This is a genomic window from Saccharopolyspora sp. NPDC047091 (assembly GCF_040643635.1).
Classification (GTDB): Bacteria; Actinomycetota; Actinomycetes; order Mycobacteriales; family Pseudonocardiaceae; genus Saccharopolyspora_C.
Genome location: NZ_JBEYUS010000091.1, coordinates 1 through 19897, shown reverse-complemented (window position 1 = coordinate 19897; position 19897 = coordinate 1). Strand labels below are relative to the sequence as shown.

Here is a 19897-nt window from a genome sequence, read left to right as displayed (position 1 = left end):
GGCGCTGCGTGCGGCCAGGGCGGCGTCCTCGGCGCGCTGGTCCCGCCAGCGCTGAGCGACGTGGTCGAGCTGGTGGGGTTGTTCGGCCCGCAGAGCAGGACGGGCCGAACGGCGGACCAGCGGCCCGGGCAGCGCCCGGGCCGAACCCGATCAGAGCTTGACGGTCGGGTTGTGCAGGTCGAACCAGGTGGAGACGTCCAGCGCGCGCTCGAACGCGTTCCGGGTGGGGGTGTCCACTTCGGACGGATCGAGGTTCGCGGCCTCGCGGATCCAGTCGGCGTTGAGCAGTTCCAGCGCCCGGTCCCCGTTGGCGATGAGGTCCTTGACCTGCTTCTGCAGCTCGGCGGCGTAGCGCGGGTCCTGCGTCGACGGGTACGGGCTCTTCACCCGCTCCACGACGGACTTCGGCAGCACGTCGGCGGAGGCGCCGCGCAGCAGGCTCTTCTCCCGGCCGTCGAAGGTCTTCAGCGACCAGGGCGCGTTGAACACGTACTCGACGAGCCGGTGGTCGCAGAACGGGACGCGGACCTCGAGGCCCACGGCCATCGACATCCGGTCCTTGCGGTCCAGCAGCATCCGCACGAAGCGGGTCAGGTGCAGGTAGCTGATCTCCCGCATCTTCGCCTCGAACGGGCTGTCCGAGTCGAGCGTGGGCATGCCCGCGATGGCCGCCTCGTACTCCGAGCTGATGTAGCCGGGGATGTCGAGGGTGTCGGCGACCGACTTGTCCAGCACGCGGGGGCCTTCGGCCTGCTGGGTGTTGAACGCGGCGAGCCACGGGAAGGTGCGCGCCTGCTGCACCTTCGGGTCGTGGAACCACTTGTAGCCGCCGAAGACCTCATCGGCGGACTCGCCGGACAGCGCCACGGTCGAGTGGCCGCGGATGGCCTTGAACAGCAGGTACAGCGAGTTGTCCATGTCGCCGAGGCCCATCGGGAAGTCCCGGGACTGCACGGCGGCGCGGCGCACCTCGGGGTCGGCGAGGGCCTGCGGGTCGAGGACGATGTCCTGGTGCTGCGAGCCGACGTGCTTGTGCACGTCCTGCACGAACGGTCCGTCGGGGGTCGCGCGCATCTCGTCGGGCTTGAAGTTCTCGGTCTGCCCGACGAAGTCCACGGCGAAGCTGCGGACCTTCTCGCCCTGCTCGGCGAGCTGCTGGGCGGACAGCGCGGTCAGCGCGCTGGAGTCGAGGCCACCGGAGAGCAGCAGGCAGCGCGGCACGTCGGCGACGAGCTGGCGGCGCACGATGTCGTCGAGCAGTTCGCGGACGTGCGCGACGCTGGCCGCCTGGTCGTCGGTGTGCTCGACGGCGTCGAGGCTCCAGTAGGTGTGCTCGCGCAGGCCGTTGCGGTCGAAGGTGACGATGGTGCCGGGCACGACTTCGCGCATGCCCTGCCAGATGGCCCGGCCGGGGGACTTGGTGACGGAGAACAGCTCGCGCAGCCCGTCGGCGTCGACGACCTTCTCCACCTCGGGGTTGGCCACGATCGCCTTCGGCTCGGAGCCGAACAGCAGGCCGTTCTCGGTCTGCTGGTAGTACAGCGGCTTGATGCCCATCCGGTCGCGGATCAGCAGCAGCTGCTCGGTGCGGGTGTCCCAGACGGCGAAGGCGTACATGCCGTTGAGCTTCTCGGCGACGTCGGCGCCCCACTCGAGGTAGCCGTGCAGCACGACCTCGGTGTCGGAGTCGGTGTCGAAGCGGTGGCCGCGGCGGCGGAGTTCGTCGCGCAGCTCGGTGAAGTTGTAGGCCTCACCGCTGTAGACGAGCCCGACCTTGCCGTCGGGGGTGTCGACCTCCATCGGCTGGGCGCCGCCGGGCAGGTCGATGATGGCGAGCCGCCGGTGGCCGAGCGCCGCGTGCGGCTGGACCCAGGTGCCCGCTCCGTCCGGCCCGCGACAGGCCATCGTGTCGCACATCGCGTCGATGACCGGCTGTTCCCGGGTGAGGTCTCGGCGGAAATCGATCCAGCCGGAGATGCCGCACATGGCGTAGCTCCCTTCGCGGAGGTTCTTACTTAGTCAAGGTAACTACTTTGTTGCATCGACGAAACCAATCCGCGGTGTCGAACTCAGCGAGTGACAACGCCCAGAGCTGCCAAAACGGGCGAAAAACCACGCCTCTCGGTGGCATACCCGCGCATCGCGGCAGGTAACGCGGTCGTAACGTGCTCGAATTCCGCGGCGAGTGAGACAGGCCACTGGCTCACTCGTGCGGGCTAGCGGAGCGGGGCGCGTAAGCAGCGCGTCAAGACCGCGGGTCACCACGTCAAACCGCCGTCAGCAGCCCTGTCCGCGCCCCGCGCGACGACGTTGAGTGGGGGCGACGGCGCCACCGGGGCGCCCCGCATCGAAGGAGGCGCGCGGAGATGGCGGACCTCGCTTACGCGGTCGTGCTGATCGGTGGGTTCCTCGTGCTCGCGCTGAGCCTGCGCGGTCTGGAGCGGTTGTGATCGCCCTCGTCGCCAACGCCGCGGGCGGCGTGCTCGCGCTGCTGCTCGTCGCCTTCCTGTTCGTCGCCCTGATCAGGCCGGAGAAGTTCTGATGTCCTCCTTCGCGGTCGGCCTCACCCAGGTCGGCCTCCTCGTCCTCGCCCTGGCGGTCTGCCACCGGCCGCTCGGCGACCACATGGCGCGCGCCTACACCGACGACGGTCACTGGCGGGTGGAGCGCGGGCTCTACCGGGTGCTGCGCGTCGACGGCGACACCGGGCAGCGCTGGACGACCTACGCGGCCTCGGTGCTCGCGTTCTCGTTCGCCTCCGTCGTGCTGCTGTACCTGCTGCAGCGGTTGCAGGGCTTCCTGCCGCTGGACTTCGGCCGCGGCGCCGTCGAACCGGCCACCGCGTTCAACACCGCGGTCAGCTTCGCGACCAACACCAACTGGCAGTCCTACGTGCCGGAGCAGGTGCTCGGGCACACCGTGCAGCTCGCCGGGCTCACCGTGCAGAACTTCTTGTCCGCCGCGGTCGGCATGGCCGTCGCCGTCGCGCTGGTGCGCGGGTTCACCCGCTCCGGCACCGACCGGATCGGGAACTTCTGGGTGGACCTCACCCGCGGTGTGGTGCGCGTCCTGCTGCCCATCGCGGCCCTGGCCGCGGTGCTGCTGGTGGGGCTCGGCGCGGTGATGAGCTTCGCGCCCGGGCTGCACGTCGTCGGCCTCGACGGCCAGCAGCACACCGTCGCCACCGCGCCGATCGCGAGCCAGGAGGCCATCAAGGACCTCGGCACCAACGGCGGCGGCGTGCTCAACGCGAACTCCGCCCACCCGTTCGCGAACCCGAACGGGGTCAGCAACCTGCTGCAGATCTTCCTGCTCCTGCTGATCCCGGTGAGCCTGACCCGCACCTTCGGCACCATGGTCGGTGACCGCAGGCAGGGCCGCGTGCTGCTGTCGGTGATGGCCGGGCTGTTCACCGCGCTGCTGGCCGTCGTGTGGTGGGCAGAGGCGCACCCGAACGGTCCGGCGGCGCTCGCCGCGGGCGGCGCGCTGGAGGGCAAGGAAGCGCGCTTCGGCACCTACCTGTCCGGGCTGTTCGCCGTCGCCACCACCGGCACCTCCACCGGCGCGGTGAACTCGATGCACGACAGCTTCAGCGGGCTCGGCGGCGGGGCGGTGCTGCTGAACATGCTGCTCGGCGAGGTCGCGCCCGGCGGGGTCGGTTCCGGGCTGTACGGCATCCTCGTGCTGTCGGTGCTCGCCGTGTTCCTGGCCGGGCTGATGGTGGGGCGCACCCCCGAATACCTGGGCAAGAAGCTCGGCCGCCGGGAGATCACCGCCGCCGCGCTGTCGATCCTGGTGATGCCCGCGCTGGTGCTGGTGGGCACCGGTGCCGCCATCGTGCTGCCCGCGACGTCCGAGGCGATGGCGAACTCGGGGGCGCACGGGCTCAGCGAAGTGCTCTACGCGTACGCGTCCGCCGCCAACAACAACGGCAGCGCGTTCGGCGGGCTCACCGCCACCTCCGGCTTCTTCCAGACCACCCTGGCGCTGGCCATGCTGTTCGGCAGGCTGCTGCCGATCATGGCGGTGCTGATGCTCGCCGGGGCGCTCGCCCGCCAGCGGCGCATCCCGGCCGGTGCGGGCACGCTGCCCACCACCGGACCGCTGTTCGCAGGCCTGCTCGCAGGCACCGTCGTCCTCGTCGCCGCGCTGACCTTCCTGCCCGCGCTGGCGCTCGGCCCGATCGCGGAGGCCCTGGCATGACCGCCGTCCTGACCGAATCCCCGGAGTCCGCCGGGGACCGGCAACCCCCGCAGCGCGGGCGCGCCGTCGCCGCCGGGTCGTTCCGGCCGCGGCAGCTGCTCGCCGCCCTGCCGCAGGCCCTGCGCAAGCTGCACCCGAAGCACCAGCTGGCGAACCCCGTCATGCTCGTCGTGTGGGCCGGCTCGGTGCTCAGCACCGCGCTCGCCGTCGTCGAGCCCAGCGCCTTCGGCATCGCCGTCGCCGCCTGGCTGTGGTTCACCGTGCTGTTCGCGAACCTCGCCGAAGCGGTCGCCGAAGGACGCGGCCGCGCGCAGGCGGAATCGTTGCGGCGCACCAAGTCCGAGGCCGTCGCCCGCCGGCTCGGCGAGCACGGCGAGGAGCGGGTCGCGGGCACCGGCCTGCGCATCGGCGACCGCGTCGTCGTCGAAGCGGGCGAGGTGATCCCCGGCGACGGCGACGTCGTCGAAGGCATCGCCACCGTCGACGAATCCGCCATCACCGGCGAATCCGCCCCGGTCATCCGGGAATCCGGCGGCGACCGGTCCGCGGTGACCGCCGGGACCACGGTGCTCTCCGACCGGATCGTCGTGCGGATCACCACCGCGCCCGGCGAGACCTTCGTGGACCGGATGATCGCGCTCGTCGAAGGCGCGCAGCGGCAGAAGACGCCGAACGAGATCGCGCTGACGATCCTGCTGTCCACGCTCACCATCATCTTCCTGCTCGCGGTGACCGCGTTGCAGCCGCTGGCCGGCTACTCCGGCGGGCTGCTGCCGGTGGTGACGCTGACCGCGCTGCTGGTGTGCCTGATCCCCACCACGATCGGGGCGCTGCTGTCGGCGATCGGCATCGCCGGCATGGACCGGCTGGTGCAGCGCAACGTGCTCGCCAAGTCCGGGCGCGCCGTGGAGGCCGCCGGGGACGTGGACACGCTGCTGCTGGACAAGACCGGCACCATCACCTTCGGGAACCGGCGCGCCACCGCGCTCGTCCCGGTCGGGGGAGCAGCGGACGCCGACCTGGCCGAGGTGGCGGTGCTGTCCAGCCTCGCCGACCCGACCCCCGAAGGCGTCAGCATCGTCGAGTTCTGCCGCGAGCAGCACGAGGTCCCCGACCGGCCGGACGGCGGCGAACCGGTGGAGTTCACCGCGCAGACCCGGATGAGCGGCCTCGACCTGCCCGGCCGCCGCATCCGCAAGGGCGCGATCAGCGCGGTCCGCGAGTGGGTGCGCGCGGGCGGCGGCACCGTCGAGTCCGAAGTGGACACCATCGCGGACGGCATCGCCCGGGACGGCGGCACCCCGCTCGCCGTCGCCGAGGAGCGGGACGGCGCGTTCCGCGTCGTCGGGGTGGTGCGGCTCTCCGACGTGGTCAAGCCCGGCATGGCCGAGCGCTTCGCCGAACTCCGCGCGATGGGCATCCGCACCGTCATGGTCACCGGCGACAACGCGCTCACCGCCGCCGCGATCGCCCGCGAAGCAGGCGTCGACGACCACCTCGCCGAGGCCAGGCCCGAGGACAAGATGGAGCTGATCCGCCGCGAGCAGGACGGCGGCAGGCTCGTCGCGATGACCGGGGACGGCACCAACGACGCGCCCGCGCTCGCGCAGGCCGACGTCGGCGTCGCCATGAACACCGGCACGGCCGCCGCGAAGGAGGCCGGGAACATGGTGGACCTGGACTCCGACCCGACCAAGCTCATCGAGATCGTCGAGATCGGCAAGCAGCTGCTCATCACTCGTGGCGCGCTGACCACCTTCAGCATCGCCAACGACCTGGCGAAGTACTTCGCGATCCTGCCCGCCCTGTTCGTCGCGATCTACCCGCAGCTGGGCCGGTTGAACGTGATGCAGCTGGCCACGCCGTCCTCGGCGATCCTGTCCGCGGTGATCTTCAACGCGCTGATCATCGTGGCGCTGATCCCGCTGGCGCTGCGCGGCGTGCGGTACCGGCCGTCGAGCGCGGCGGCGCTGCTGCGGCGGAACCTGCTGCTGTTCGGCGTCGGCGGGGTGCTCAGCCCGTTCCTCGGGATCTGGCTCATCGACCTGGTCGTGCGCCTCATCCCCGGCCTGGGTTGAGCGGAAGAGTTCTGAGGAGAGGACACGATGTTCACGACGTTGTTGCGGCAGTCCGGGACCGCGGTGCGCGCGCTGCTGGTGTTCACGGTGCTGCTGGGCGTGTGCTACCCGCTGGCGGTGTGGGGCGCGGGCCACCTGCCGGGGCTGAGCGACCACGCCGAAGGATCGCCGCAGGTGGTGGACGGGCGCGTCATCGGATCCGAGCTGATCGGCATCGACCCGGTGCCCGCGGACCCGGCGCACGACCCGTACTTCCACACCCGCCCGTCGGTGTCGGCGGACGGACCGCTCGGGCCCGGTGATCCGTCGACGTCCGGCGGCTCGAACCTGGCCGCGGACAACCCGGAGCTGCTGGCGGCCGTGCAGCAGCGCCGCACCGACATCGCCGCCCGCGAAGCGGTCGCCCCGCAGCTGGTCCCGGCGGACGCGGTGACGGCCTCGGCCAGCGGCGTCGACGCGGGCATCAGCCCCGCCTACGCCGCGCTGCAGGCCCCGCGCGTCGCCCGCGAGACGGGACTGCCGGTCGAGGAGGTGCACCGGCTCATCGCCGCCGCCACTTCGGGCGGCGTGTTCGCCGAGCGCACGGTCGCGGTCCCGGCGCTCAACGCGGCCGTCGCCGAGCACCGCGGATGACCCGCGGCAGGTGCACCGCGCGGCGGACCGGCAGGATCGGTGCCGACGGCCACCGTCGGCGGGGAGGCGCGGGATGAAGCGGGGCGAGCTGCGGATCTACCTCGGCGCCGCGCCGGGCGTGGGCAAGACCTACGCGATGCTCGGCGAGGCGCGGCGGCGGCTCGAACGCGGTACCGACATCGTCGTCGGCCTGGTGGAGACGCACGGCCGCGCCGAGACCGAACGCCTGCTGGACGGGCTGGAACAGGTGCCGCGCCGCCACGAGCGGCACCGCGGCGTCCTGGTCGCCGAACTCGACCTGGACGCCGTGCTGGCCCGCCGCCCGCAGGTCGCCGTCGTCGACGAGCTCGCGCACACCAACGCCCCCGGCTCGCGCAACGAGAAGCGCTGGCAGGACGTCGAGGAACTCCTCGAAGCGGGGATCACCGTGCTGTCCACGGTGAACGTGCAACACCTGGAGAGCCTCAACGACGTGGTCGAGACGATCACCGGGGTCCGCCAGCAGGAGACCGTCCCCGACGAGGTGGTGCGGCGCGCCGAGCAGATCGAACTCGCCGACATCACCCCGCAGGCGCTGCGCCGCCGCCTCGCCCACGGCAACGTCTACGCCGCCGACAAGGTGGACGCCGCGCTGGGCAACTACTTCCGCACCGGCAACCTCACCGCGCTGCGCGAACTGGCGCTGCTGTGGCTGGCCGACCAGGTGGACGTGGCGCTGCGCCGCTACCGGGCGGAACGGCAGATCACCGACACGTGGGAGACGCGGGAGCGGGTCGTCGCCGCCATCACCGGCGGCTCGGAGAGCGAGACGCTGATCCGCCGCGCCCGCCGCATCGCGGCCCGCGCCGGCGCCGAGCTGCAGGTGGTGCACGTGCTGCGCGGCGACGGCCTGGCCGGGGCGTCCCCCGCGAACCTGGCCCGGGCGCGGCGGGTCGCCGACGACGTGGGCGCCAGCTTCCACAGCGTCGTCGGTGACGACGTGCCGGAGGCGCTGCTGGAGTTCGCCCGCGGCGTCGACGCCACCCAGCTGGTGATCGGCACCTCGCGGCGCTCGCGGTGGGCGCGGCTGACCGCCGAGGGCATCGGCTCCACGGTGGTGCAGCGTTCCGGCACGATCGACGTGCACATGGTCACGCACGGCATGGCGGGCGCGCGCCCGTTCCGCCGCGCCGCGAAGAACCCGCTGTCCCGCACCCGCCGCGGCTGGGGCTGGGTGCTGGCGTGCACGCTGCCGCCGTTGGTGACGCTGGTCAGCGCGCTGCTCGGCGACTTCGAGCTGTCCACCGACGTGGTCGGCTACTTCCTGGCGACGGTGGTGGTGGCGCTGGTCGGCGGGGTGGCGCCGTCGGTGGCGGCGGCGCTGCTGGCGGGCGGGCTGCTGAACTTCTTCTTCACCGAGCCGCGGCACTCGCTGGCCGTCAGCTCCCCGGAGACGCTGGTGACGGTGCTCGGCATGGTCGGCGTCGGGGTGATGGTGGCGGTGGTGGTGGACCGGGCGGCGCGGCTGGCGGAGCGGGCGGCGCGGGCGCGCACCGAGGCGGCGCTGCTCGCGTCCTACGCGCGCACGGTGCTGGCGCACCCCGATCCGCTGCCGCGGCTGCTGGAGAAGCTGGTGGAGAACTTCGGGCTGTCCTCGGCGGCGCTGCTGGAGCGCGGGCCGGACGGCTGGCGCATCGCGGCGTCCCTCGGCACCACGCCCTGCGCCCGGCCCGACCAGTCCGATGTGGACATCGAGGTGACCGCGGACGTGCACCTGGCGCTGCGCCGCCCCGACGGCCGGGCGCTGCCCGCCGACGACCGCACCGTGCTGGAAGCCGCAGCGGGCCAGGCGCTGGTCGCGCTGCGCCAGCAGCGGATGGCCGCCGACGCCGCCGAAGCCCAGCGCGAAGCGGACGCGAACCGGCTGCGCACCGCGCTGCTGTCCGCCGTCGGCCACGACCTGCGCACCCCGCTCGCGTCCATCAAGGCCTCGGTGAGCAGCCTGCGGCTGCCCGGCGTGCAGCTGTCCGAGCAGGACGTCGCCGACTTGCTCGCCGGGGTGGAGGAGTCCACCGACCGGCTCGCGGACCTGGTGGACAACCTGCTGGACTCGTCCCGGCTGGCGACCGGCGCGATCGTGCCGCAGCTGCGCCCCGTCGGCTACGACCAGGCCGTCGCGGGCGCCCTGGTGGGGTTGGACGGCCGCGAACGGGTCGCGGTGGACACCGACGAGTCGCTGCCCGCCGTGCTCGCCGACGTCGGACTGCTGGAACGGGTGATCGCGAACGTGGTGCAGAACGCGCTGAAGTACGGCGGAGACCGGGTCGGCGTGCGCGCCAGCGAACACGCCAGGTGGGTGGAGCTGCGCATCGTCGACCACGGCCCCGGCCTGCCGGAGGGCACCGCGGACACCGTGTTCGCCCCGTTCGAGCGACTCGGCGGGCACGCCGACACCGGCCCGCCCGGGGTCGGTCTCGGGCTGAGCGTCGCGCAGGGTTTCATGCAGGCCATGCACGGCACGATCCGCGCCGAGGACACCCCCGGCGGCGGGCTGACGATGGTGCTGGCGCTGCCGGTGGCGACGGAGGGGCGATGACGAAGGTCCTGGTGGTGGACGACGAGCCGCAGCTGCTGCGCGCGCTGCGGATCAACCTCACCGCGCACGGCTACGAGGTGGTGGTCGCGCCGGACGGCATGACGGCGCTGCGGATCGCGGCCGAAGCGCGGCCGGACGCGGTCGTGCTGGACCTCGGCCTGCCCGACCTGGACGGGGTGGAGGTGATCGCCGGGCTGCGCGGCTGGACCACGCTGCCGATCATCGTGCTGTCCGCGCGCACCGAATCCACCGACAAGGTGCACGCCCTCGACGCGGGCGCCGACGACTACGTGACGAAACCGTTCGGCATGGACGAACTCCTCGCCCGGCTGCGCGCCGCGGTGCGCCGCTCCCGGTCCGCCGTCGCCGAGGACGAACCGGTGGTGCGCACCGAGTCGTTCGAAGTGGACCTGTCGGCGAAGAAGGTGCTGCGCGCCGGCGCCGAAGTGCACCTGACGCCCACCGAGTGGGGAATGCTGGAAGTGCTGGTGCGCAACCGCGGCAAGCTCGTCGCGCAGCGGCGGCTGCTGCAGGAGGTGTGGGGCCCGGCCTACGCGGACGAGTTCCACTACCTGCGGGTGTACATCGCGCAGCTGCGCCGCAAGCTGGAGGACGACCCGAGCCGCCCCCGCCACCTCATCACCGAAGCGGGCATGGGTTACCGGTTCGAAGGCTGAACTTCCCGCTGCTCCACGGGCTGAACTTCCCGCTGCTCCGCAGGCTGGAGCTCCCGCCGGGCCTCGCGCTGCTCCGAAAGCCGGGCCTCCCGCCGGTCGAGGTCCTCCGCCGCGAGCACCGCGGCCTCGTCCAGCGCCCGCCGGAACACCGCGATCTCGCTGCCGCGCAACCGGAAGTAGCCCTGGAACTCCGGGCCGAAGATCTCGACGTCGCCGGAGGAGACTCCGACGTTGCAGACGGCCAGCTCCTCGTCGTCGTCGCTGCACCGGCACAGCCACTCCCGCTGCGGACTCTCGGAGCCGAACCGCGCGATCTTCTCGTCCATCACTGCCTCCTGGGGGTTGTGGATCACGCTTCCAAGAATCGGGGCGTTGCGATTCTTGCCGCAAGTACACGATCAAGTGATGGTCGCCGGGTGTGCTCGCCGCTAGCGTTTCGTTGTCATCCTCGGAAAAGCGGGAGGTATTCGGTGGCAAGGCGTGCGATGACGTCGGTGCGCTCGCGTCGATTGGCTTACGTGCTGCGCAAGCAACGCATCGCGGCCGGGTTGTCGGCGGCGGAGTTGGCGAGGTCGGTCGGGATGTCCGGCAGCAAGATCAGCAGGTTCGAGAACTGCGAGAGCGGCATCTACCTGGACGACCTGGAGAAGCTGATCGACTTCTACGGCATGTCCAAGAAGCGCCGCGTGGAACTGCTGGACATCGCCCGGCACGCGGAGGAGCGGGGGTGGTTGCGGATGAACCATCCCAGCGTCTCGGAGGACTGGCGGACCTGGGCTGATTTCGAGAGCGAAGCGAGTGCTCTGCTCAATTACGAACCACTGGTCATCCCAGGGTTGTTGCAGACGCCCGAGTACGCCAAACATGTCATCGCGGCGACGGGCGGCGGGCTTAACTCCGGACATGAGGACTTGCTGGTGGCCAGCCGTCGAGCAAGGCAGGCGGTTCTCGACCGGGCGACACCGCTAGAGATGCATGCGGTGATCGAGGAATCGGTGTTGCAGAGGCGGGGCCTGCCTGACGGTGTCATGGCTCAGCAGGCCCGTCACTTGACGGAGGTCGCGACCAAGACCAACGTGCAGGTACAGATCATGCCGCAGGCAGCCGGTCTCCACGAAGGGGTCAGTGGCTCATTCGCGATTCTGAAGTACGACGACGAACCGAGCTTGATCCTGCTGGAGCACAAGTTGACGAGTCTCTTCCTCGACGAGGATGACCACATCCAAGCCTATTCGGAGGTCTGGCGTGATCTCGTTTCCAAGGCGTGGACGGTGGAGGAGTCCGTCGACTACGTGCGGGCGATGGCGTGAAGACGCGTTCGACTGCAATCATGTCGTCATGATCGAACTTTCGTTCCAAGCGACCTGGCGCAAGTCCAGCTACAGCAACAGCACTGCCAACTGCGTCGAGGTCGCGCTGGGCGGCTCGATCGTCGGCGTCCGCGATTCGAAGGACCCGGGCGGTCCCGAGCTGGCGGTGTCCCGCGGACGCTGGGTCGACTTCCTCGCTGCGGTGGGGGATTCGCGCTCTCGGTGATGGTGCTTCCGGGCGGGATTCCGGGTGGTTCGCTGCTCCGGCGGTGGGACGGCGCTGGGCAAGGGGGCGATGCGCTGCCACGCTCGTTCCATGGGCAGTCCTGGAACGGCCGGTGGGTGGCGCAAGTCAGCGCGCAGCGCGGACACCGCCAACTGCGTCGAGGTGGGCTGGCGGAAGTCCAGCCGGAGTGCCAGCACGGCGAACTGCGTCGAGGTGGCCGCCGACGGCCCGGTGGTGGCGGTCCGCGATTCGAAGTCCCCCGGCACCGGTCTCCTCGTGTTCCCCGCCCGCCACTGGGCCCGCTTCCTCGCTGCCCTCCGCCGCTGACGCCCGAGCGCGTCCCCGCCCCAGGTGAATGGCCCATTGGCCCAATCAGGCTAGGCGAACGGGCCATTCACCTCGCTGGATTCGCGGGTTCCGCGAGGTTGATCGAATCGGGTACGCGGTCGTCGGCGCGCTGTTAGCGTTCCGAGCCGTTGCCCGCTGATCCACAGCGGGCCGCGGAGCGCGGAAGGAAGTGCGGGATGAGCCTGCGGCTCCAGTGCTGGGGGGTGCTGGATGCGTGAAGTGGTGCGGCTGTCCGGAGATCTGGGCCTGCCACCTCCAGAACCGGACCGGTCCTGGCCGCCAGAGCCGGAATCGGCGCGGACGCCGGAACCGGTGTGGCCGGATTCGGGAGCGGACGCGGAACCGGTGCGCTCGCCGGTGCCGGAACGATCGGAGCCGACGCGAACCGCGGGACCGGCGGGAACTCGGGGCCCGGCGGGAACTCCAGGACCGGCCGGAACTCCGGAACCGGTGAGAACTCCGGAGCCGACGCGAACCGCGGAACCGGTGGGAACTCCGGAGCCGGCCGGAACTCCGGAACCGGCGGGCGCCCCGGAACCGCCCCGAGCGGCCCTGCCGGACCCGGAGCCGAGCGCGGATCCGGCGCCGCATCCCGAGCGATCGGCACCGCCCGAGCCGGACCCGGTGCTGGTGCTCGCGGCCCGCCGCTGGCAGGACGCGGGGACTCCGCCGGATCCGACGCTACTGCTGGCGACCTTGGGCCGGTCGACCCTGCACCTGCCCGCGGAGGCGTCGACGCTGCTGCTCGGCGGCCGCGAGTGGCTGCCGGTGTTCTCGACGCGGCAGCGCGCCGCGGACTACGCGGGAGCGGCGGGCCTGGTGGACGCGGACGGCACCGTGGACGTGGTGGCGCTGCCTGCGAAACGGATCTTCGAGCACTACCTGCCACCGGACGTCGGCGTCGTCGTCGACTCCGGCGAGGAGCACCGGCTGGTGCTGGCGGCTGAGGAGGTGCGCGATGTCTGACGACGGGTTCGGCCTCGACGCGGCCGCACTGGAAGCGGTGATCGCGGGACACGAGCAGACGGTGCGGGCGTTGTCCGACCTGATCCCCGGCGGCTCGTACGTCGCCGACGCGGGTTCGGCCGCCGGACTCCAGTCGATGGCGCTCACCGCCGGTGATCTCGGCGAGCACGACCGGGTGCAGGGTGCGCTCGCCAAGTTCTGCCTCAGCTGGGAGCACGGCCTGGGCAGCCTGCTGCGCACCGGTCAGGAGCTGGCCGACCAGCTCACCGACGTCCTGAAGGAGTACCGCGGCCAGGACGACGAGATCTCGGGGCTGTTCAAGGAGATCCTCATGACCGTCGTCTCGCCGGACCAGCAGAAGGTCGCCGGTGCCCGCGACATGAGCTGGAGCGAACTGGGAGAGGCCGCCAGGCCCGATTACGGCGGCTGGGGCGAGGAGTTCGGCGAAGTCGGCGAGTCGCTCGGCCAAGCCGGTGACGACCTGTGGACGGCTGGACAGGCCGGCGCCGAAGTCATGAACCCGGCCCTGCACCAGAGGAATGATCGCTGATGGCGGCGGAACTCGGCGACACCGACGACCCCACCGAACTCGTGCCCGGCGACGTCGCGGGCACCAAGGACAAGGCGGACACGTTCCGCCGCATCGCCGACGGCCTCGCCGCGGTGCAGCGCATCGACTCCGAGCACGCCTGGAGCGGACCGGCCGCCGAGGCATACCGGAAGACCGTCCGCGACGAGCAGCAGCGGTGGGACGTGGCGGCCGCGGCGTTCGGGAAGGCGGCGACGGCGCTCGTGGAGCACGCGGAGTACCTGCGCACCGCGCAGGAGGCGGCGGCCCGCGCGATCGAGCTCTACCGCCAGGGCGAGCAGGAGACCGCCCGCGCCGAGAAGGCCCACGCGGCGCAGGTGGAAGCGGCCGGACCCGCCGACCAGGTCGCGCCGTTCCAGGACCCCGGCGCGGCGAAGACCGCCGAAGCGCGAATCCTGCTGAACGTCGCCAGGGGCAAGTTCGGCACGTCCGGCGTCGCCACCGCCGACGCCCTCAAAGCCGCAGCTGAGAACGCTCCCGACTCGTCCTTCCTGGAACGGATGATGGATGCGTTCCGCGGCAGCGGCGGTGCCCTGTTCGAAGCGGGCAAGAGCTACGCGGGCGGGGGACTCGGCGCGCTGGGCGAGATGGCGATGGGCGGACTCGGCCTGGCCGCGAAACCCATGCACCTGATCACCGACCCGGCCGCGACGATCTCCGCCGGATTCGCCGCTGGAGCAGGTGTCGTGCACATGATCACCACGAAGGAGGGCTGGGGCCAGACCATCGGCACCCTCGACGAGTGGAAGAAGGACCCGGCGGCGGCCCTGGGCAAGGCCGGCGCCAACATCGCCGCCACCGTCGCGGGCGGCGGTGCGGGCGCGGCCTCCAAAGCGGGCCTCGCCGCCCGCGTCGCCAAGGTCGCCAAGCACGCACCCGAGCCGGAACTCCCCAAGGCGCCGCCCCGCCCCACCCACGACGCCGAGGGCTACACCCTCCCCACCGAAGAAGAACTCCAGCGCGCCCGCGAGAAAGCCGCCCGCCCCGACCCCGAACCGGAACCGGAACCGGAACCGCCGCAACGCGAAACGCCGCCGGAACCAGGGCCGAGGCGCGGACACCCCGAAGACCTCCACGTGCTGGACCCGTTCAACCCGGACAAGGACCCGATCGACTTCGAGCCGGATCCGCCGAAGGCATCGGAACCACCGCCACTCTCGTTGCGGGCTGCGAGAGAGGACCTACAGCGCGCTGAGGCCGAGCTCAAACAGGCGAAACTACACGAAGCGTGGTATGAGCGGAACCAACCGGAAAGCTTGCCGGAACATCGAAAGTCGATGTCCGAACTGACCACGCGAATCGCTGAGTTGGAAGCAAGATTGGGACAATGACTGTGAGTGGACAAAGTGCACCGATTCAAGACGGGCCGTCGCAATCGTGCGAGATTCCCGTGTACGGCCCGTCACCGCAAGACCCGACCCGGTCGACACTCCAAACGGCCCAGGCGACGTGGTTCCCCACCACCGACGGCGAGGTGCTGGTCCGGATCGAGCTTCCTGCGGGCGACATAGCCAGTGCCGGGCACGACCTTTTTTACACACTGCTCGGGATGCGTTCGGACCTGCACGACCATGGATGGAAACTCTTGGTCAACGCTTCCCGTCGCAACGTGTGGGGCTCTACCCGCCAATTCCCGTGTCACGTCGACCAAGTCCGCGTCTACCCGGCGTTCGGATGTCCGGCCGAGCCGTATTCGCTGCACGCCCTGGCATTGCCCGACGACCTGAGTGAGATCGGTGGGGCTTCGGTGGACGAACAGCTTCTCTGGCGCAAGGAGTGGGCCGGGAAGGTGGCGCCGGGTGAGCTGAGCTGGACAGAGTACGACCGCGAGCGAAGAGCGTTGCGGGAGCGAGAGACGTGACCCGGTGCGGCTACTCCCGTTCGGCGGTCGGCTGCGGGGCTGTGCGTAGATGAGGGGCCCGTTCGGGTGGTGGCTGTGCGGTCGGTGTGAAGTTGGAGGAAGTCGGGACGGGGGCGGAACCGCCGCTGCTACGGTCTGCGTCGCACTGGTGATCAGCAGCCGCGACCAGGGGGTTCCCCGCGATGACCGCACCAGCACCGCCCCCGTACTGGGCGGGCCCAGCCAGACCGTCACCGTCACCCCGGACAACGTCCTGGCGGCTCGGCTGGTGATCGGAGAAGCGGCGCGGGACGCCAAAAGACCTGCTGGGGCGGATCATGATGGAACTTCGTGTGCTTCCCGCCGCGACGGACGACGTCGGTACTGCTGCCGCCCGAGTGTGGAACGCGAACTTGCTCGGTGATTCCGAGTCCCACTACGGGCGTTCGATGGAGTACGTACAGGGCGTCGAGAAGTTCGAAAAGGTCGCCAGGCAGTGCGGCATCGACGACGAGGAGACCGCTGCCTCCGTCAAGCAGTCGGGGGAGCACGCGTGACGAAGCATGTGACCAGGCGCGGACTGTGGGTCGCGGTTCTCACGGGCCTACTGCCGATCTTGGTCGGCGGGTGTGCGCTCAATGAAGCCGAACCCGCAGATCCGCAACAAGGACAGGCCGCACCCGCTCCCGAGACCGGTCCGGATTTGCCGGACCGCCCCCCGGGACCTGCCTGTCTCGGGCCTCGACAAGGCTCAGATCTGCGAGCTGATCCAGCCGGAACAGCTGGATCAACTCGGAGTCGGGGGAGGTGACCGGGCCCCGAAGAACGACGCGAACGACTTCCCCGGATGTTCGTGGCTGAGCGAACCAGGGACGCCGTCGAGCATCGGTGTCCTAGTGCTGATCGCGCCGATGAGTATCCAAGATCTGCAAGAGCGATCGATCGGAGAAGAACTCCAACGCGCCCGCGAGAAAGCCGCCCGCCCCGACCCCGAACCGGAACCGGAACCGCCGCCGGAGAAGGAACAACCCCGCCGCCCCGACCCGTGGGAAGCCGACGGCCACAGCGACCCGATCGACGCGTTCAACCCGGACCCGGACCGCTACGAACCAGAACCGGAACCCCGGGAGCGGGTGGAGGACAGGTCTGACGGCCGGAAGTGGCATCCGTTCACCGGGAGCGACCGAGAGCGCGTCTTGAAGGAGCACGAAGAGGCAAAGCAGGATGAGGCGAGGCTGGAAGCCATCGACTCCCCGATGCTGAACGACGTGCGCAGCGAGATCAGTCGGCTCGGCAAACTGCTCGAGGACAACGGCGAATACCGGTAGACGAGGCACTCGATGGAAGAAGGGGCAACAGTGCAGCACCAGCCCAACGAGCGCGGCGTGTACGTCATCGGCCCGTCCTCGAACGATCCGGAGCAGACCGAGGTCCAGCAGACCACGGTCAGCTGGTTCCGGACAGCCGACGGGGAAGTGCAGTTGACGTTGGCCGGTCCGACCGGTGGGGAACTCACCGCCACAGGACGTGACGTGTTCACGGCGCTGCTGGTGATTCGAGAGGCACTGCACGATCGTGGCTGGCGGGTGCTGGTGAACGCGGCGCGCAAGGAGGCGTGGGGCGGGACGCCCGAGCATCCCTGCGGACTCGCGCACGTCCGGATCTACCCGACCCTGACCGGCCCGCCCGCCAACGATCCGGTCGATGCGCTCGACATGCCGGACGACCCGTCCCTGGTCGGCAGCGGTTCGGTGATCGAACAGATGCTCTGGCGCGACGAATGGGCGGGCACCACCGAACCCGGGGCGTTGACCTGGACCGACTACGAACGTCGGCGCCAGGAGGCTCGGGCAGCCCGGTAGCGACACCTGCCTGACCGGCAGGCTGTCAGCGCGCAGCTGCGCTTCCGATCGACGCGTTCAACCCGGACCCGGACCGCTACGAACCAGAACCGGAACCCCGGGAAGTGGCGGAGAAGCCCGCCTACCGCCCGCGTTTCAACGTGGACGAGGAGCTGGGGAGAGCCCGCTCCAACTTCGACGACGCGGAGCGAACGCTCGCGGAGATGGAGCGCAACGGTTCGCGGGACCTCCCGGAACAGGTGTCGAAGGTCGCCGAACTGCGCCGCAGGCTGGATGAGCTGGAAGCGATGAAGAGGACGAGATGACCGCGGAAACCGGTGCTGAGATGAATGAGAGCGCGTCTTCGGTGCGCGAAGTGGACGTGTTCGGTCCGGTCGACGGTGATTCCTCTCGGCCGGACTTCCAACCTGCGGTGGCCACTTGGTCCCGCACCCCCGATGGTCAGGTCGGTCTTGAGCTGTCCGGTCCGTTCGGCGTGCGCTCCGCGGTGGAGCCGAACCTGTTCAAAGCCCTGATGATGGTGCGCGCGGAGTTGCAGGAGCTGAAGTGGCAGGTGGTCGTCAACGCCGCGCGCCGCGATGCCTGGGGACCGACCGAGGAACACCCCTGCGCAGTTGACCAGGTGCGGCTGTTCCCGGACCTGACGGGGCCGCCGACCGCGGAACCGGTCGATGCGCTCGGCCCGCCCACCGAATTGGGCGAGCGCGGCACGCTCGTGACCGAGCAGATCCTCTGGCGGGAGGAATGGAGCGGCCAGACGCAGCCGGGCAAGATGAACTGGACCGAGTTCGACCGCTCCATGCGCGAGATGAGCGCGACGCGGAAGCAGGAGGCCGCCGAGGACGCGGTCCCAGAACTCGCCCATTCCGAGCCCATTTTCCTCGTCGGCCCGTCACCGGAAGACCCGACGAAGCAGGCACTGCAGGAGGGCTTCGCGGAGTGGGGCCGCCGCGCGGAGGGTGGCGTTCACCTGCGGGTGCGCGCTCCCGGGGTCCAGTTCGACGACCACGGTGCCGATCTGCTCGCCGCGCTGCAGAACCTGCGGATGGAGTCCTGGCGGCGCCGGTGGGAAGTACTGGTCAACGGCTCGTTGCGCGGGGCGTGGCACGGCACGGAGCAGCACCCCTGCGGCATCGCGCACGTCCGGTTCTACCCCACGCTCACCGACCCGCCCCTTCCCGAACAGGTCGATGTGCTGGGGACGCCGCCCGGAGATCTGCGCAAGGCGCACTGGGCTTCGGTGAGCCAGCAGACCTGGTGGTACCACGACTGGGCGGGCACCACCCCGCCGGCGTGGTGCCAGGTCAAACGCAAGCCACGGACCGAGGGACAGCAGCCGAGTTGACGACGCCGCACGGCAACGGAAGAACCACGACTCCTCAGGAAGAACACGCGATGAATCCCACGTGCGGCTGGCCGTGGACCCGGCCCATACCCGCGCACGGTCCGACGCTCGCCGACCCCGAACGCCTGGAGTTCCAAGAGATCCCGCTGACGTGGTCTCCGGTCGATGCCGGTGTGCAGGTGGAGCTGGGTCTGCCCACCGGCCCGGTCCGCGCCGCTGGCGTGGACTTGTTCTCCGCGCTGATGCTGCTGCGCGTCGACATCGAAGACGACGGCTGGGGGTGGACGCTGCTCGTGGCCGCGGCCTGGAAACGGGCTTGGGGACCGACGGACCGGTACCCCTGTGACATCGGCGCGGTCAGGTTCTTCGCTGACGACGGAACACCTGAGACGGAGCCGGTTGACGCGCTCGCGCGTCTCGCAAGTTCGGACCTGTTCGAATACCGTCCTAGAGTCCAATGGACCGAGCGAATGCGGCGGGAAACCGGTGCGGACCACGTCCGCGTGAATTCGGGCCCGTACTGGCGGCACATCGACGCCTTGCGGGAAGGTCGCAAGGAGGCGGAGTTCGACCCGAACCGGCCCGAGGACTTCTTCGACGGCTTGGACAAGTGGTTGAAGAACGCTCCGCCGCACCAGCCCGCCTGCATCCCCACCGAGCGACAACGGCGCGAAGTCCTCCCGCACGCGGAGAAGATCTACATCCGCGGCCGCAAGCCACGAACCCCCGAGCCGGTCCAAGCGCTGGCCGAATGGGGACGCCGGGACGATGGCGGCGTGCACCTGCGCTTGACCGGACCGTTCGGGCAGCTCAGCGCGGAGGCCGAGAACGTGTTCGTGGCGCTCCTGCGCATCCGCTGGGACCTGTTCATCGAGGCCTGGGAAGTGCTGGTCAACGCCGCCCTCCGCGAAGCGTGGGGGAGCACTCCGCTGTTCCCCTGCGGCATCGCGCACGTCCGGCTCTACCCCAGCGTCCTCCGGGCCCCTGCAAACGACCAGATCGATGCGCTGGGAACCCCCGCCGACTTCGGTGACGAACGGGACTTCCGCGCTCCCCAACAGCAAAGCTGGCACTGGAGGTGGGCCGGACCGAAAGGTTTCGGGAACGGGGCGGACGTGGACGAGGGCACTGCGCCCGGACCGCTGACGGGCTAGGAGCTGTTTAGGAACCTGGGGCCCGCTGGTGGAACGCAGTGAGGTCTCCGGTAGATGGATCAACGACCAAGAAGATCGACATCTATCCGGA

At 70.5% G+C, this 19897-nt stretch carries 20 protein-coding genes; 18 read left to right on the top strand and 2 right to left on the bottom strand.

Features of this window, described 5'->3' with window-relative positions:
- Positions 1–150 precede the first annotated feature (150 nt).
- A complete protein-coding gene (gene asnB / locus ABZ805_RS26665; protein ID WP_358445826.1) occupies positions 151–1986 on the bottom strand; it encodes an asparagine synthase (glutamine-hydrolyzing) in 1836 nt (611 codons plus the stop codon).
- Between the two features lie 460 nt (positions 1987–2446).
- Between asnB and kdpF the strand changes: the two genes are divergently transcribed.
- The 6 genes from kdpF (at position 2447) to ABZ805_RS26635 (ending at position 10166) form a co-directional block, all read left to right on the top strand.
- Entirely contained in the window at positions 2447–2542 is a 96-nt protein-coding gene (gene kdpF / locus ABZ805_RS26660; protein WP_358445823.1) for a K(+)-transporting ATPase subunit F, read from the top strand.
- Entirely contained in the window at positions 2542–4203 is a 1662-nt protein-coding gene (gene kdpA / locus ABZ805_RS26655) for a potassium-transporting ATPase subunit KdpA (protein ID WP_358445820.1), read from the top strand. Before kdpF ends, kdpA begins: the two co-directional genes overlap by 1 nt.
- Positions 4200–6281 (top strand): potassium-transporting ATPase subunit KdpB, encoded by a 2082-nt coding sequence (gene kdpB, locus ABZ805_RS26650; protein ID WP_358445818.1) that lies wholly within the window; start codon positions 4200–4202, stop codon positions 6279–6281. Before kdpA ends, kdpB begins: the two co-directional genes overlap by 4 nt.
- Before the next feature lie 27 nt (positions 6282–6308).
- Positions 6309–6914 carry a potassium-transporting ATPase subunit C gene (locus ABZ805_RS26645; protein WP_358445815.1) on the top strand — a complete coding sequence of 202 codons (606 nt, stop codon included), beginning with the start codon at positions 6309–6311 and terminating at the stop codon, positions 6912–6914.
- 73 nt (positions 6915–6987) lie between these two features.
- Positions 6988–9489 (top strand): DUF4118 domain-containing protein, encoded by a 2502-nt coding sequence (locus ABZ805_RS26640; protein ID WP_358445812.1) that lies wholly within the window; start codon positions 6988–6990, stop codon positions 9487–9489.
- Positions 9486–10166, top strand: coding sequence for a response regulator (locus ABZ805_RS26635; RefSeq protein ID WP_358445809.1), 681 nt, complete (start codon positions 9486–9488; stop codon positions 10164–10166). The genes ABZ805_RS26640 and ABZ805_RS26635 overlap by 4 nt, the downstream gene beginning before the upstream one ends.
- Here ABZ805_RS26635 and ABZ805_RS26630 read toward each other — a convergent pair.
- The gene (locus tag ABZ805_RS26630; protein WP_358445806.1) at positions 10148–10492 is read right to left on the bottom strand and encodes a hypothetical protein; all 345 of its coding nucleotides are present in this window, start codon (positions 10490–10492) and stop codon (positions 10148–10150) included. The two genes, ABZ805_RS26635 and ABZ805_RS26630, sit on opposite strands and share 19 nt — an antisense overlap.
- Positions 10493–10684: 192 nt before the next feature.
- Here ABZ805_RS26630 and ABZ805_RS26625 point away from each other — a divergent pair, with 192 nt between their 5' ends.
- The 12 genes from ABZ805_RS26625 to ABZ805_RS26570 all read left to right on the top strand — a co-directional run bounded on the left by ABZ805_RS26625 (position 10685) and on the right by ABZ805_RS26570 (position 19806).
- The gene (locus ABZ805_RS26625) at positions 10685–11476 is read left to right on the top strand and encodes a helix-turn-helix transcriptional regulator (RefSeq protein ID WP_358445803.1); all 792 of its coding nucleotides are present in this window, start codon (positions 10685–10687) and stop codon (positions 11474–11476) included.
- Positions 11477–11504: 28 nt separating this feature from the next.
- The gene (locus ABZ805_RS26620) at positions 11505–11702 is read left to right on the top strand and encodes a DUF397 domain-containing protein (protein ID WP_358445800.1); all 198 of its coding nucleotides are present in this window, start codon (positions 11505–11507) and stop codon (positions 11700–11702) included.
- A gap of 90 nt (positions 11703–11792) precedes the next feature.
- A complete protein-coding gene (locus ABZ805_RS26615; RefSeq protein WP_358445797.1) occupies positions 11793–12029 on the top strand; it encodes a DUF397 domain-containing protein in 237 nt (78 codons plus the stop codon).
- A 507-nt stretch (positions 12030–12536) separates the two neighbouring features.
- Positions 12537–13016, top strand: coding sequence for an SseB family protein (locus ABZ805_RS26610; RefSeq protein WP_358445794.1), 480 nt, complete (start codon positions 12537–12539; stop codon positions 13014–13016).
- On the top strand, positions 13009–13566 hold the full coding sequence (locus tag ABZ805_RS26605) for a hypothetical protein (protein WP_358445792.1): 558 nt from the start codon (positions 13009–13011) through the stop codon (positions 13564–13566). The genes ABZ805_RS26610 and ABZ805_RS26605 overlap by 8 nt, the downstream gene beginning before the upstream one ends.
- Positions 13566–14936: a putative T7SS-secreted protein gene (locus ABZ805_RS26600; RefSeq protein WP_358445789.1), complete on the top strand. Its 1371-nt coding sequence runs from the start codon at positions 13566–13568 to the stop codon at positions 14934–14936. The genes ABZ805_RS26605 and ABZ805_RS26600 overlap by 1 nt, the downstream gene beginning before the upstream one ends.
- On the top strand, positions 14933–15466 hold the full coding sequence (locus ABZ805_RS26595) for a hypothetical protein (protein WP_358445786.1): 534 nt from the start codon (positions 14933–14935) through the stop codon (positions 15464–15466). Before ABZ805_RS26600 ends, ABZ805_RS26595 begins: the two co-directional genes overlap by 4 nt.
- A 617-nt stretch (positions 15467–16083) precedes the next feature.
- Positions 16084–16773, top strand: a complete 690-nt coding sequence (locus ABZ805_RS26590; protein ID WP_358445783.1) for a hypothetical protein — start codon at positions 16084–16086, stop codon at positions 16771–16773.
- Between the two features lie 12 nt (positions 16774–16785).
- Positions 16786–17307 (top strand): hypothetical protein, encoded by a 522-nt coding sequence (locus tag ABZ805_RS26585; protein ID WP_358445780.1) that lies wholly within the window; start codon positions 16786–16788, stop codon positions 17305–17307.
- 104 nt (positions 17308–17411) lie between these two features.
- Positions 17412–17612, top strand: coding sequence for a hypothetical protein (locus tag ABZ805_RS26580; RefSeq protein ID WP_358445777.1), 201 nt, complete (start codon positions 17412–17414; stop codon positions 17610–17612).
- On the top strand, positions 17609–18652 hold the full coding sequence (locus ABZ805_RS26575; RefSeq protein ID WP_358445774.1) for a hypothetical protein: 1044 nt from the start codon (positions 17609–17611) through the stop codon (positions 18650–18652). The genes ABZ805_RS26580 and ABZ805_RS26575 overlap by 4 nt, the downstream gene beginning before the upstream one ends.
- Positions 18653–18702: 50 nt before the next feature.
- Entirely contained in the window at positions 18703–19806 is a 1104-nt protein-coding gene (locus ABZ805_RS26570) for a hypothetical protein (protein ID WP_358445772.1), read from the top strand.
- The last annotated feature ends 91 nt before the right edge of the window (positions 19807–19897 follow it).